The organism is Butyrivibrio sp. MC2013 (assembly GCF_000424585.1).
GTDB lineage: Bacteria > Bacillota > Clostridia > Lachnospirales > Lachnospiraceae > Butyrivibrio.
Genome location: NZ_AUKE01000035.1, coordinates 1 through 12,995 on the forward strand (window position 1 = coordinate 1; position 12,995 = coordinate 12,995).

A 12,995-nucleotide genomic window follows, 5' to 3' on the forward strand; every position below is an offset into this window, starting at 1 on the left:
ACCCAAAAAAGTTAGATTTTTTCTGGGTTTTCTCAAATTTTCATATGTATTTTTATCGTTAGGTTAGAATGTCAAGTTAGGGTCTGAACAGTAACTTTAAAAACGGCGCAGATTGTGAGATCTGCGCCGTTTTTTATGACAAAAGACGGGATATAGATTATAATATACAGTAAGAATATATACGCAATATCGCTTGGGTGGGGCGTGAAGGATCTGATCAAACTTTTCCGAGTTTAACAATATATGAGTTTAATACTATATATAATGGCCCATGTGAAAATATAACTATTATTCTGGCTGTATTCATAGATTGTGGGAGTTTATTGTACATTCTTTTTTGAATAGTTACTTGATGAAATAAAAGTCTTATATAGATATAAAAGTTTGGAAGGTATGGCATGACTGTTGTTTATGTTAGCGATGATAATTATGCTCATTTACTAGGGATATCATTAACATCTCTTTATGAAAACAATAAGGATGTAATTGAGCTAAATGTTTTCATCATTGATGATGGTATTTCAGATAGAAACAAGAAAAAGATATATGATACAGCAAGGCGTTTCGGACGTGAAGTATGCTTTTTTATAGCAGATATATCTATATCTAACAGTAAAATGGGGAAGTGGCCAAAGAATATCTTTTATAGATTATACTTTGTTTCTGCTTTTGGAGATAAGTTATCCGATGAAAGGGTTCTATATTTGGATTGTGACACTATTGTTGCAGATAGTATACAGGAGTTGTGGAATACAAATCTTGGAGGCAAGGCTTGTGCAGCAGTCTACGAATGCATTGGAGATAGACATAAGAAGAAGTGCATGCTAGGGAAGTCGCTTCCGTATTTTAATTCAGGCGTGTTACTCATGGATGTTCAGAAGTGGAAAGAAATCAATGTAGAAAACAAAGTGCTGCAAATACTTGGTATGAACTGCAACACTAAGATGGAATATCCTGATGAAGGAATAATCAATTATCTTCTAAAGGAGAATATTAAGCCGTTAAGCCCTAGATATAACCTTACAACCATAAAGTGCGTTTTCAGTTATAAAGAACTTAAGATGTATCGTAAGTCCAGATTTATGTATTCTGAGAAAGAATATATAGATGCTAAAAATGAACCTTGCATCATACATTATACAAATAATTTTTTGGTCAGAAGGCCGTGGCAAAGTGGGGATAAGTACAGTCATCCGTTAGAGAAGTATTTCGTAAGATATAAGAATGATTCTGAATGGAAGGATATAGAAACGCCTCAAGAACACGTTGGATTACTCAAAAAAATAGTTCGGATCCTTTTTGGTATAAATGGAATGTTATGTGTTGTACCGACAGGATTTATTTACTCATATATAAAGCCCTTAAAGTATGACAAACTGATTGTTTCAAAGGAAGATAATGGGTGGGCGTATAAATTAGACGATCCGGAGAGAATATAAGGGGAGACAGATGCGGACAACTGTAAAGGAAATAAAAGATAAGGCATATACAAGAAAGAAGCAAATTCAAGATAGATCAAATCCATTTGTATATTATTTATATAGACCGACATCTCATTATTTGGTCAAGTTTTTCTTGCTGTTTGATTGTAGTCCTACTTTTGTAACCTGGCTTTCTTTAGTGCCGTTATTGATAGGAATACCTCTTATTGCATTTTCCACAAGTGTTGTAGGAAGACTTTTTGGCGGGGGCATGTTTTTAATATGGATAGTATTAGATTGTGTTGATGGCACAATGGCAAGATTCACAGGAAAAACTTCTAAGTACGGTGATTTGATAGATGGGACGGTGGGGTATATTGCTTTATGGGGATTTCCCTTGGCAGTAGGAATGGCTGCATATAGCGATAGAATGAACAGCCTTTTTGATTTTGATGAAGATTTTGCTATTTGTATTTTTTTAGGTGGATTACAAGCTGTTTTTTCTATTTTTCCAAGGCTCGTTATGCATAAGAAATACCAAGGCACAGACCCTAAAGATAATTCTTTTCAAAATAGAGAGCAGTATTCAGTGATTGCAAGTCTGGGTGTATTTATTATGGATTGTCAGGGCTTGCCGGTTTGGATCTTTTTTGTTTCGGTTTTGCTTCATACAATCAATATAATGGTTTATCTCTATTCATTGGTATATGTGCTGTTTTTTGTTGTGGTCATGTACAAATTGTTGAAACCGGAACAAGGGTAAAACACATGATTGATAAGGATGAAATGCTTGTAAGTGTTATAGTACCAGTTTATAAGGTTGAAAAATATCTGGAAAAATGCATCGATAGTATTTTGAGTCAATCATATAAGAAATTAGAAATAATACTTGTTGACGACGGATCTCCCGATAAGAGCGGGGTAATATGTGATAAATATTCAAAAATAGATAATAGAATCAAAGTAATACATAAGGAAAATGGGGGATTATCTGACGCTAGAAATGTTGGGATTGAACATAGTACTGGTGATGTACTTTCATTTATCGATAGTGATGATTGTGTATCTGATAAATTTGTAGAATGTCTTCTTGGTGCGATGATCACTACTGGAGCTGATATTGCATCAACAGACTATAATATTATTCGTTTTAAAGATGATCAGGAAGATAAGATATGTTTTGATGAAACATATGATGGTTCAAACGTTGATTTAGTGAATGCTCATACTGCATTGGAATTACTTCTGTATCAAAGAATCCCTAACGGCGCTCCATTTAGATTATATAATAGAAATATTTTTCACAATATTAGATTTCCTAAAGGCATTCTATTTGAAGATGCTGCAATAATGTATAAAGTATTTATTGGAGCAAAAAAGATTGCTGTTGTTCATGATAAGATATATGCCTATCGTGTGAGATGCGATGGTATTATACGATCTCAATTTTCCGACAAAAAAATGGTAGTGATTCCCATGACAAAACAGTTATACATAGATGTGATCAATTATGATATAAATTTGAAACAAGCAGCAAGCTCCAGAGCATTTTCACAAAATTATCACGTATTGTTACAGGTACCAAATGAAGATAAGGAAAGCCAAAAAAAACTATTTAAGGAGATTAAGAAATACAGACTGAATGTTTTGTTTGATCCAAATGATAAAGTACGGATCAAAAATCGTATAGGTGCATTTGTATCACTTTTTGGGCTTAGGATAAGCGTGTTTGTGGGGAAAACAATAAAAAAAATATATGATCAATGAAGTAAACAATAAAGTGTTTTTAAATAGAATATACGAAGACTATCAAGGGAGAAATAGAGATAAAGGAGTTTTCGACAAAGTAGGCTATTGCTGTTTTGGCCCGTTAATCCAAGGCTTTTTAGAATGGCTGTATTCATCGGCAGTTGAGAAAAAGATAGATTGTGTATTGTTTTTTTCCCGAGATGGATACTTTATGAAAAAAATGTTTGACCGTATGTTTCCCCGGACTTTTATTCAGTCTTATTACTTCTATGCTTCACGCAGGGCATTACAAGTTGCAGCACTTCATCTTCATCCTGGTTTTGAAGAAGTTATTCAAAGTATGTTTATTCCAAGGGAAGTAACATATAAATGGTTGATACAGAAGTGGGGAGGCGACATAGATTTTTGTAGTGACTTGTTAGAATCAAAACAAATAGATATCGAGGGTGTTGTAAAAAAAGAAAACCTAATAAATGATATTCATGCTCGTGATATATATGAATTATTATCCGACAAGATCATATCTTGTTCAAAAGAAGAGAGTAAAGCGTTTAAAGCCTATTTTGATAGCTTTGATATAAAAGGCAGGATTGCGATAGTAGATATTGGCTGGCACGGGAATATGCAAAGATCATTTTCTGCTTTGATGGATTCTTTCGGATACGACCATACTATTATTGGCTATTATTTGGGAGTTGTACCACGGTCGGACAATCAGAAGTATGTAAATATGAATGGTTATTTGTATCAAAAAGATAAAAATGAGTGGCTATATGATTCTTCAAAATACGTTTGTTCATTATTAGAACTGTGTTTTATGGCACCTCATGGGACCTTGTTAAAATATACGTCTGATAAAAACAGAGTTCAACTTGATGATTTTGAGTATGCTAATACATTGACAGCTCATAATATTTTTCTGTTACAGGAAGCTGCTGAAGAATATGTGATAGAGCACATAAATATTAATGAAAAAGTGAATGATCCATTGATTTGCTTTGGCCCATTTTATCAGTTATTTATGCGCCCGTCGAAAGAAGTGGCAGAGAGCTTTGGGGATTTAGAACTTGTTGAACCTAAAGAGATGAAACTGGCTGAAAAGACAAAAATTATCGATGTTATCAAACATCCTCACAGGCTTCGTGATAAATACGTTAATTCATCTTGGAAAATGGGGTTTCTGAAAAGATTATTAGGATTACCACTTCCATATGAAAAAATAGTTTTGCTTTCAAAAAGGCTGTATAGACCTTAACTTGTCAGATAGTACCGTTGTTGATTATACGTTTTAGTTTTGAGGTGGTATTTTGGCTGATCGTCAATTTGCTAAAAATATAACAGCAGCATTTACTGCACAGTTCTTTAATTATGCCTTCAGTATTGTCGCATCTCTTGTTATTCCAAAGATGCTTGGAATGGAGCATTTTGGATATTGGCAATTGTTTATATTTTATAGTACATACGTGGGATTGTTACACTTTGGATTGTCTGATGGTATTTATCTTAAATATGGAGGGTACGAACCGGATCGATTACCTACAAATTTGATAGGTGGTCAGTTCATAATAATGGTTGCTTGGCAGATGGCTATCGGTATTGTGGGCGCCATTGCTGCCATGCTGTATTGTGGCGATCCCAATAGACAATTTGTTTGGATGTTGACAGCTATTTATATGGTAATTGTAAATGCAACATGGTTTTGGGGATATGTTTTTCAGGCAGTGAACTTTACCAGGTTGTATTCCGGGGCGGTGATCATTTCCAAAGCCGGCTTCCTGATTTCTATTATTGTTATGTCTTTTGTAAAGGTATCTTCATATAAGCCGTTTATAGCTTGTTATGTAGTTGCACAGGGAGCCGCCATGTTTTTTATGGTTTATCTTGCTAAGAAAAACTTTGAATTTGGCAGGATTCAAATTAGAGAAAGCTTCAGTGCACTTGTAGATAATATCAAAATAGGTATTAATCTTACACTTTCTAATATAGTTAGTAGCTTTATCCTGGGTGTCGGAAGAGTGATGGTAGATCATACATCCGGAATAAAGACATTTGGAATACTTTCGCTAAGCATAACACTTTGTAATTTTTTTCTTCAGTTTATAACACAGATCAGTATGGTTTTGTTTCCGGCTTTGAAAAAAGTGGATCATGAAGTATCGACTAAAATGTATATCTGTATGAGAAAAATGTTGGGATATTTAGGAGTTGCGCTTTTGGTTGTGTATCTACCGATTGCAATATTATTAAAAATCTGGTTGCCAAATTATAGTCAAAGTATCTATTATTTGATATTTCTTCTTCCTATATGCGTTTATGATGCAAAAATGCAGCTCTTATATAATACTTATTTGAAAATGTATAGAAAGGAAAGATTACTTCTTAAAATAAATGTAATTACACTGGCTTTCAGTACATTATTATGCCTGGTCAGTGTGTTTGGCTTTAAAAGCATTACTCTTGTAGCCCTTTCAATGATGCTGGCAATATCATTCAGAAGCATAGTTGCTAATTATTTTGTCGGAAAAATTGTTGGGGTAAATGAAGATGACAACATCTTTTTTGAAGTACTGTTTACCATTGTATTTGTTGCAGGGAATTGTGTCTTATCCGATAGCATGGCTTTTTGTATATATATAGCAATACTGATTGTTTACATATCTTTAAGAAAAACTGATATCAAGGAATCATTAGATGAACTGGTATTTTGCTATAGTAAAATCAAATGATCAATGTGACTCTATTGCTGTGAGGTGAAAATGTCTAAAGGTATTGTTTATTGGTTGACTGGATTACCTAATAGTGGAAAGACGACAATTGGAACAGCTCTTTATTATAGTTTGAGGAAAAAAAGAGAAGATGTCATTATTCTCGATGGTGACATTCTAAAAGAGATAATGAGTGGTGGAGATAAAATTGATTACAAAAAATCTGATAGACTTGTCAGGGCTAAAAGATATGCAATGATGGCCAAACTTTTGGCTGATCAGGGAGCCCTTGTTATAGTGTGTACAATTGCGATGTTTGACGAAGTAAGAGAATGGAACAGGGAGAATATCAAAGGATATATTGAAGTTTTTATAACATGTTCTGAAGAAGTGCTGCAAAATAGAGATAAAAAGAAATTATATGTTCCTGGTCATAAAGAGCAATATCCGAAAAATCCTGATATTGTTATTGATAATAGCGGCGTTATACCTATTATGGATCTGGTTCAAAGAATAGAAGAAATAACTCCGCAGAAAATCGACGATTATGATAGGGATAAACAATATTGGAATGAGTACTATAAATCCGGCAAATTAAAGAAAAATGTGCCAAGCAGCTTTGCAAAATGGATTAACAGTTATATTGGCTGTAATCAACATATACTTGAGCTAGGATGTGGGAATGGCCGAGATAGCCTGTATTTTATTGAACAGGGACATAATGTGATAGCAGTTGACGGATCGGATTGCGCAATTGCTGCATTGAATAAAGAAACTGTTGATCTGGAAAATGCTTTGTTTGTTTGTGATGATTTTGTAAAGTGCCATACACTATATGAGATACCTTTTGACTGTATCTATAGTCGATTTACACTTCACGCGATCACAGAAGAACAAGAAGATGAATTGCTGAATAATGTATGCAAGGCATTAAGATTTGGCGGCGTTTTTTGTGTGGAAGCCAGAACTATCCACGATGATATTTATGGTAAAGGACATGAGATAGCCAAAAATACATATATTTATGAAGGACATTTTAGGCGTTTTATTGATTGTGATGAGTTTTATAAAAAATTAGTTAATCTGGGTTTTGAAATTGAATACTATAAAGAAATGAATGGACTATCCAAAACAGATAATTCTGATCCGATGTTGCTAAGATGTATTGCCAGATTATAATTATTTGTCTTTGCTCTATATAAGCCTTTTGATGGAGAATAATGAACGTGCTTCATACGACCGTGTCAAAAATCGCAAATATTTTATTAGCTAAAAACATTGGTGCATGCGATGTTGATAACTATAATATCGTATCTTTTGATATATTCGATACCTTGATCATTCGGAACAATTTAAATAAGCCCAGTGATCTTTTTGATCTAATAAATGATGCGGAATTTAAGACCAAAAGAATTGAAGCTGAAAAGCTAGCAAGAGCCAAAGCAGCCAAATCGGAAATAACACTTGATGATATTTATGAGCATTTACCGCTTTATGATAGTGGCATTGAAATAGAAGCTGAATGTTCGGTGTGTAAATCTAATTCTGAGATGATTCCGTTATTTAATTATTGCAGACACTCCGGAAAACGTATTTTAATAATATCTGATATGTATCTTAGTAGTAATGTTTTAACTCGGATACTAATCAGTGCCGGTTACGATGTAAACGGTGTGGATATATGCGTGAGCTCCGAATATAAGGATACAAAACAGTCTGGAAAGCTATATGAGAGTGTGCTTCGCGAAAAACACTTGGATCCCGGACGAATGCTTCATATAGGTGATAATTTTCAATCGGATTATATAATGGCCAAAAGAAATGGTATAAATGCTTTCTTATACAAGAAGGATTTAAAGTAGATGATAATACGCAGAAAGAATAAAAATAATCTTTTAAGAAGTGAATTATTCTGGATAATGATGCTTGCTGCATATTTTGAGCCAGCGTACTTTTCGAGACTTTCTATTATTGATCTGATTTACGATGTAATGAAGATTGCAAGCCTTTTTATTTCTATAGTCCTTGTTATTAAAAATCGTAAACTTCCAATTGTTTTTTTGGGGGCAACCATATACTATGCGCTCTTGTTTTTGATAACCTTTGTGCGTTATGGTGATATCAAGACTGTTTTGTTTCAATTCATGGTTGTTATAGGTTCCGTTTCTACGTTATATCTGATGTCTGTTTATATTCCTGATAAAACCATCAAATGTGCTTTGATTGTTTTTGAATTTTTGATTTATGGCAATTTTATTTCAGTATTAGTCGCTCCACGTGGCTTGTATAGGTATATAACTGTTACAGGTTGGTGGACGGATGCATGCTGGCTGCTGGGGATAAGGAATGGTATGACATTGACATATTTAGTTGCGCTTTATCTTGAGTGGGTGAATTTCTATTTTGATAAAAGAGAGAAGAAGAGATTTATTATTTTTATAATTGTTGCTTCTGTGACGGTATATGCCATTAATTATTCATCTTCAAGGTTGATTGGTTCCGGTAGTGCGGGGGGATTGGTGACATGCTGGTTATGCGTGCTTTTGTTTTTTATATTGCCCCGCAAAATTCCTTTTTTGAACTTTGCAAACGCTTTTTTTATCCAATTGGCTTTTTTTATATTACTTGTATTTTTTAGGATACAACGTGTATTTTCGTTTTTTATTGAGTCGTTCTTACACAAAACTGCTACGCTTACGGGTAGAGTATATCTGTGGCAAAGAGTATTACAGGCAATCAAAAAAAGCTTGTTTTGGGGATATGGTATAGAGTATGGAAAAAACATGGCAAATAGACTACGCGCCCCTGCCTCTGTAAATACTACACAAAATGGTTTTCTAGATATTATTTATACAGGCGGAGTTACTTTGTTTTGCGTATTTTTGATAATGATGATAATTTATATAGTTGTAGTAAGCTCTTATTCTTCAAATATGGAGTTGGATACTTTTGTGGGTTACTCTACACTTGTATTCTTTTTATGCTGTCAAAGTGAATCTATGATTGGAGCACGTTTTTTCTTTTATCTACAACTTATTATGCTTACCTATAGCTTTTTTAGCACCGAGGAAATACAAATCAAGTTACACAAAGAACTGCTAGATACGGAGATTTCAAATAAATGACCACCGCAACCCTCAAATACATCCTTAAATCCCACCTCCCCTCATTTCTCTTACCCTATGCCATCAAGAGGCAGTATCGTAATGTGACCGGGCGGGAGTGTGATCTGAAGAATCCTGTGACCTTTACGGACAAGATCCAGTGGGCGAAGCTTAACAGGAGAGATCCTATTATTGCGCGCTTGTCGGACAAGATAGCTGTCAGAGACTTTATAGCTGATAAGATTGGCGACGAATATCTGGTACCTGTGATAGGCGGTCCCTATAAGAGGGCAGAGGAGATTGATTTTGATGCTTTGCCGGATTCTTTTGTATTAAAGGCCAATCATGGCTGTGGTTCCAACCTGGTAGTCAGGGATAAGAGTAGCATAGACCGCGCTGAGGTTATCAGGACTGCCAATGGATGGCTCTCACATAATCTTGCTTATGACTGCTTTGAGATGCAGTACAGGGACATAGAGCCCAGGCTCTATATAGAGGAGAATCTGCTTAAGGAAGGGATGACAGACCTTCCGGATTATAAGTTCTTTTGCTTTGCTGGAAAAGTCTTTTGCCTGTATGTGATGGCGGATACTTATCCTGTGCATACAAATGCCAGGGTGGGGATACTGGACAGGGATTTTAAACTGATGCCTTATCGCAGGGCGGAGTTTCGGCCTATGACAGAGGCGCCTGAGAAGCCCCGGAATTACGAGCTTATGGTGGAGATAGCTCAGAAGCTCTCTGCCGGATTTTCTCATGTACGTGTGGATCTCTACAATGTGGATGGGCATATCTACTTTGGAGAGATGACTTTTTCCACCGGTGCCGGCAAGATGACATATGATCCACCGGAATTTGACAGGATACTGGGAGATCAGTGGGATCTTACGGCCGGTGTATGATCCGGTATATTTTGAGAGTCTATTTTGCGCAGGCATAAATAGGCTTTTTTTGCGCAGATGCTGGAAAGAAAGGGTAATCCCGTCACCTGGAATTAAGAAGACGTGTTAATAGACCTGATGATAGTCGAGGACCGTAAGATGAAGAGAAAACAGGGAATATTCTCATATATACTAATAATATTAGGAGCAGTCATGGCCAGCTTTTCAGTTGCGCTGATCCTTCTGCCCAATGATGCCATAGATTATGGGACTGCAGGTGTAGCTATCATTATCAGTAAGCTCACGGGGCTGCAGTTGTCGCTGTGTGTTTTGCTTGTGTTCCTGCCATTTATTATTGCAGGATACCTTTTTCTGGGCCAAAAGTTTACTGTAAAGGCCTCGGTGGGCTCTGTGGTTTATATGCTTGGTCTGGAATTCTTTGAGAAGATCCCTTTTGAGTTAAATACAGAACATTTTCTGGCGGTAGCTTTTGGTGGTGCTATCCTGGGAGCCGGCCTTGCACTCATACTTAGAAACGGAGGCTGTATTGATGGGTCAGAAATACTGGCAAATATAGTTGTTAAGAAGCTTTCTGATAAGACGGGACGCAACTATAGCCTCACACCTATTCTTTTGGGATTTAATGCCCTGGTATACATTACGGTGTTTTTTGTCATTGATGCCACTGCAGCTCTGCTAAGTCTCCTGGTGTATGTGGTCGCCACCTCGGTGATCGATCACTATACAGACCACTTTGAAGCTATCAAGCAGGTCACAATCATTACTCAGGATCCGAATGGTATTATCAGGGATATCAAGGATAAGCTCAATAAGACCTGCACCATAATGGATTCCCGTGGTGCGATAGCAGGAGAGAATAATACCTTGATCTGCTACATCAGTTTCTTTGAGCTGCCTCTTATGAAGGAGATCATATCATCTCATTCCGGAAGCTTTAGTACTGTTTCTACAATAGATGAGATATTAAGATAAGTTATCGCACGAAAAAAATCGTCATTGCAGATTTATCTGCTTTATTGTCATTAAAGTCTCGCTGATTTTGGCATTAAATCTATATTATTATAATTAAGGATGAAAAATATGTTGCATAGGCTTGTTATAACAAAGGATTTGGAACTATTTGAAATTAAAGAATCACTGTATGCGGATGTAGATTATTATCTTCTCCTTTTGGATTATCATCGTCCAAGTGTTTTTCAAGATTTTTCGTTTATTCCTTCATTTACTAAAGATGATTTTTGTGCTAGTGAAAATTATATTAAGGCTGTTGCTCTTTGCAAAGAAGATATATCAAATGAGGCTAAAGAAGAGTTATATGAGATAGCTAGTGGTTTTCTTGAGGATAGAGAAAGTTGTGCCTGGTCAATGATATATAAAAAAGTCGATTTTGATAATATGTCAAACATTACAGACGGCAGTAATGCATTGATTCAGATTATCAATCCTATTTTAGATGAAGTTGGTTATCCATATAAAATTACTTCTCTGAATGAAAAATCATTTAATAATCTGGTTCAGTATTAATTAACAAGGAGATTGCGTAAAGAAGTTCATTTACAGAATCTCTTTTATACAATCCATACGACATAAAGCCCCGTCACTTTGGATTTATCCATTGTGACGGGGAATTGCATCGTATGTGATTCAGTGCCAGGATACTTAGGCTTATTTCCCAGCGTCCTTGATCATGGCCAGGCCGCCGTAGAGCAGGGAGTCATCGCCCAAGGCAGCTTTCTTTAGCTCTACAGTGGATCTGATAGAAGGCATGGAGTAGAGATCTACCTCTGCCAGGATCTTCTTCATAAAGGTATCGCCGCAGGCTTCCATGACGCCGCCGCCGTATACGATGATATCGGGGCTGATGGTGTTGATCATATTACCTGTTGCGATAGCCAGGTAGTGGCAGGCTCTGTTCACGGCTTCAACGGCCACTTCGTCCTTGGCTTCAAGGGCTTTCTTCAGAGCCTTGCTCTTGAATACTCCATCTACTACATACTCGGCCATCATGGTCTCTCTGCCTCTGGCTACCTGAGTCCTGATATAATCGGACATGCCCTGCTTACTGGAGAGGGCTTCCAGACAGCCTCTCTGACCGCAGCCGCACTTTGGGCCATCGGGCACCAGGATCATATGACCATACTCTGCAGCCTTGAATTTATTACCGGTAAAGAGTGTGTCGTTGAGGATCAGGCCGCCGCCCATGCCGGTACCTACAAAGAATCCGGCGACATTGTGATAGCCCTTGGCAGCGCCGTATTTATATTCGCCCAGCACGCCTACATTTACATCGTTGCCGATGAAGAATGGCGCGCCAAATTTCTTTTTGATAGGAGAGCATATGTCATAATCCCTCCAGGGAAGGTTGGGAGAAAAGAGGATAATGCCGTTTTGCTGGTCTATTACACCGGGAGCTCCTGCAGCAATAGCTTCAATCTGGCTCTTCTTGATATCTGCATCCTTGATCAGTTCGTCCACAACGCTGATGATGACTTCTTCAACATTGGCTGCGGAATCTCCGCCGGCTTTGGTTTTTTTCTTGAGGCGGTGTACGATCTTGTCATTTTCGTCAAATACTGCACCCAGGATCTTGGTCCCTCCGATATCCAGGCAAATCTTGAATGAATCCGGCATAGAAGCCTCCTTTCAATATGCAATTCACAAAATATGTATCGTGCTTGTGATAGCTTTATATCTACCCTTATATTCTATCAAAATATAATCTGCCTTGCATTCTTATTATCATTTTTATAATTCCAATCCCTGCTATTGGTTACTGTTCAGACCCTAACTTGACATTCTAACCTAACGATAAAAATACATATGAAAATTTGAGAAAACCCAGAAAAAATCTAACTTTTTTGGGTTTTTCTATTGCATTTTACATCGTTATGATATATAATATAAACGTAACGATGTTACAGAAAGGAGCACCCCCATGGGAATAATAAAACAACTTGATAAACGAACAGGAATAACCTATGTCTACGAATCCAAGGCATACTGGGACAAAGAAAAACAGCAGAGCCGGGCCAAGCGTACTCTTATCGGAAAGATAGATCCTGAGACGGGTGAGATGATTCCGACAGATGGGAGACACAGAAAAACTGAAGCTGC

Annotated in this window: 12 protein-coding genes; 11 read left to right on the plus strand and 1 reads right to left on the minus strand. The window is 36.7% G+C overall.

What is annotated here, in order from left to right; genetic code table 11:
• The first annotated feature begins 398 nt into the window (after nt 1-398).
• From G636_RS0113875 to G636_RS0113925, 11 genes are all read left to right on the plus strand, one after another.
• Complete coding sequence (locus tag G636_RS0113875) at nt 399-1,439, plus strand: glycosyltransferase family 8 protein (RefSeq protein WP_026508542.1); 1,041 nt, start codon at nt 399-401, stop codon at nt 1,437-1,439.
• Between the two features lie 10 nt (nt 1,440-1,449).
• Nucleotides 1,450-2,184, plus strand: coding sequence for a CDP-alcohol phosphatidyltransferase family protein (locus G636_RS0113880; protein WP_026508543.1), 735 nt, complete (start codon nt 1,450-1,452; stop codon nt 2,182-2,184).
• Nucleotides 2,185-2,189: 5 nt separating this feature from the next.
• Complete coding sequence (locus G636_RS18680) at nt 2,190-3,188, plus strand: glycosyltransferase family 2 protein (RefSeq protein ID WP_051227040.1); 999 nt, start codon at nt 2,190-2,192, stop codon at nt 3,186-3,188.
• Nucleotides 3,178-4,425 (plus strand): hypothetical protein, encoded by a 1,248-nt coding sequence (locus tag G636_RS0113890; protein WP_026508544.1) that lies wholly within the window; start codon nt 3,178-3,180, stop codon nt 4,423-4,425. The genes G636_RS18680 and G636_RS0113890 overlap by 11 nt, the downstream gene beginning before the upstream one ends.
• Nucleotides 4,426-4,477: 52 nt before the next feature.
• Nucleotides 4,478-5,896, plus strand: a complete 1,419-nt coding sequence (locus G636_RS0113895) for a lipopolysaccharide biosynthesis protein (protein ID WP_026508545.1) — start codon at nt 4,478-4,480, stop codon at nt 5,894-5,896.
• A gap of 30 nt (nt 5,897-5,926) precedes the next feature.
• Nucleotides 5,927-7,054 carry an adenylyl-sulfate kinase gene (locus G636_RS18685; protein WP_035779748.1) on the plus strand — a complete coding sequence of 376 codons (1,128 nt, stop codon included), beginning with the start codon at nt 5,927-5,929 and terminating at the stop codon, nt 7,052-7,054.
• A 62-nt stretch (nt 7,055-7,116) separates the two neighbouring features.
• On the plus strand, nt 7,117-7,737 hold the full coding sequence (locus tag G636_RS0113905; protein ID WP_196803117.1) for an HAD hydrolase-like protein: 621 nt from the start codon (nt 7,117-7,119) through the stop codon (nt 7,735-7,737).
• Nucleotides 7,738-9,000 carry an O-antigen ligase family protein gene (locus G636_RS0113910; protein ID WP_026508547.1) on the plus strand — a complete coding sequence of 421 codons (1,263 nt, stop codon included), beginning with the start codon at nt 7,738-7,740 and terminating at the stop codon, nt 8,998-9,000.
• A complete protein-coding gene (locus G636_RS18690; RefSeq protein ID WP_051227041.1) occupies nt 8,997-9,881 on the plus strand; it encodes an ATP-grasp fold amidoligase family protein in 885 nt (294 codons plus the stop codon). Before G636_RS0113910 ends, G636_RS18690 begins: the two co-directional genes overlap by 4 nt.
• A gap of 138 nt (nt 9,882-10,019) precedes the next feature.
• Complete coding sequence (locus G636_RS0113920; protein WP_026508548.1) at nt 10,020-10,853, plus strand: YitT family protein; 834 nt, start codon at nt 10,020-10,022, stop codon at nt 10,851-10,853.
• 99 nt (nt 10,854-10,952) lie between these two features.
• The gene (locus tag G636_RS0113925; protein ID WP_196803118.1) at nt 10,953-11,405 is read left to right on the plus strand and encodes a hypothetical protein; all 453 of its coding nucleotides are present in this window, start codon (nt 10,953-10,955) and stop codon (nt 11,403-11,405) included.
• A 141-nt stretch (nt 11,406-11,546) separates the two neighbouring features.
• Here G636_RS0113925 and G636_RS0113930 read toward each other — a convergent pair whose 3' ends face one another.
• Complete coding sequence (locus G636_RS0113930) at nt 11,547-12,512, minus strand: ROK family protein (RefSeq protein ID WP_026508550.1); 966 nt, start codon at nt 12,510-12,512, stop codon at nt 11,547-11,549.
• Nucleotides 12,513-12,995 lie beyond the last annotated feature (483 nt).

Excerpts from the sequence above, each read along its gene's own strand:
- G636_RS0113910 (WP_026508547.1), top strand. The coding sequence starts at position 7,738 with ATGATAATACGCAGAAAGAATAAAAATAATCTTTTAAGAAGTGAATTA.
- G636_RS0113930 (WP_026508550.1), bottom strand. The coding sequence starts at position 12,512 with ATGCCGGATTCATTCAAGATTTGCCTGGATATCGGAGGGACCAAGATC.
- G636_RS18680 (WP_051227040.1), top strand. The coding sequence starts at position 2,190 with ATGATTGATAAGGATGAAATGCTTGTAAGTGTTATAGTACCAGTTTAT.
- G636_RS0113880 (WP_026508543.1), top strand. The coding sequence starts at position 1,450 with ATGCGGACAACTGTAAAGGAAATAAAAGATAAGGCATATACAAGAAAG.
- G636_RS18685 (WP_035779748.1), top strand. The coding sequence starts at position 5,927 with ATGTCTAAAGGTATTGTTTATTGGTTGACTGGATTACCTAATAGTGGA.
- G636_RS18690 (WP_051227041.1), top strand. The coding sequence starts at position 8,997 with ATGACCACCGCAACCCTCAAATACATCCTTAAATCCCACCTCCCCTCA.
- G636_RS0113920 (WP_026508548.1), top strand. The coding sequence starts at position 10,020 with ATGAAGAGAAAACAGGGAATATTCTCATATATACTAATAATATTAGGA.
- G636_RS0113875 (WP_026508542.1), top strand. The coding sequence starts at position 399 with ATGACTGTTGTTTATGTTAGCGATGATAATTATGCTCATTTACTAGGG.
- G636_RS0113890 (WP_026508544.1), top strand. The coding sequence starts at position 3,178 with ATGATCAATGAAGTAAACAATAAAGTGTTTTTAAATAGAATATACGAA.
- G636_RS0113925 (WP_196803118.1), top strand. The coding sequence starts at position 10,953 with ATGAAAAATATGTTGCATAGGCTTGTTATAACAAAGGATTTGGAACTA.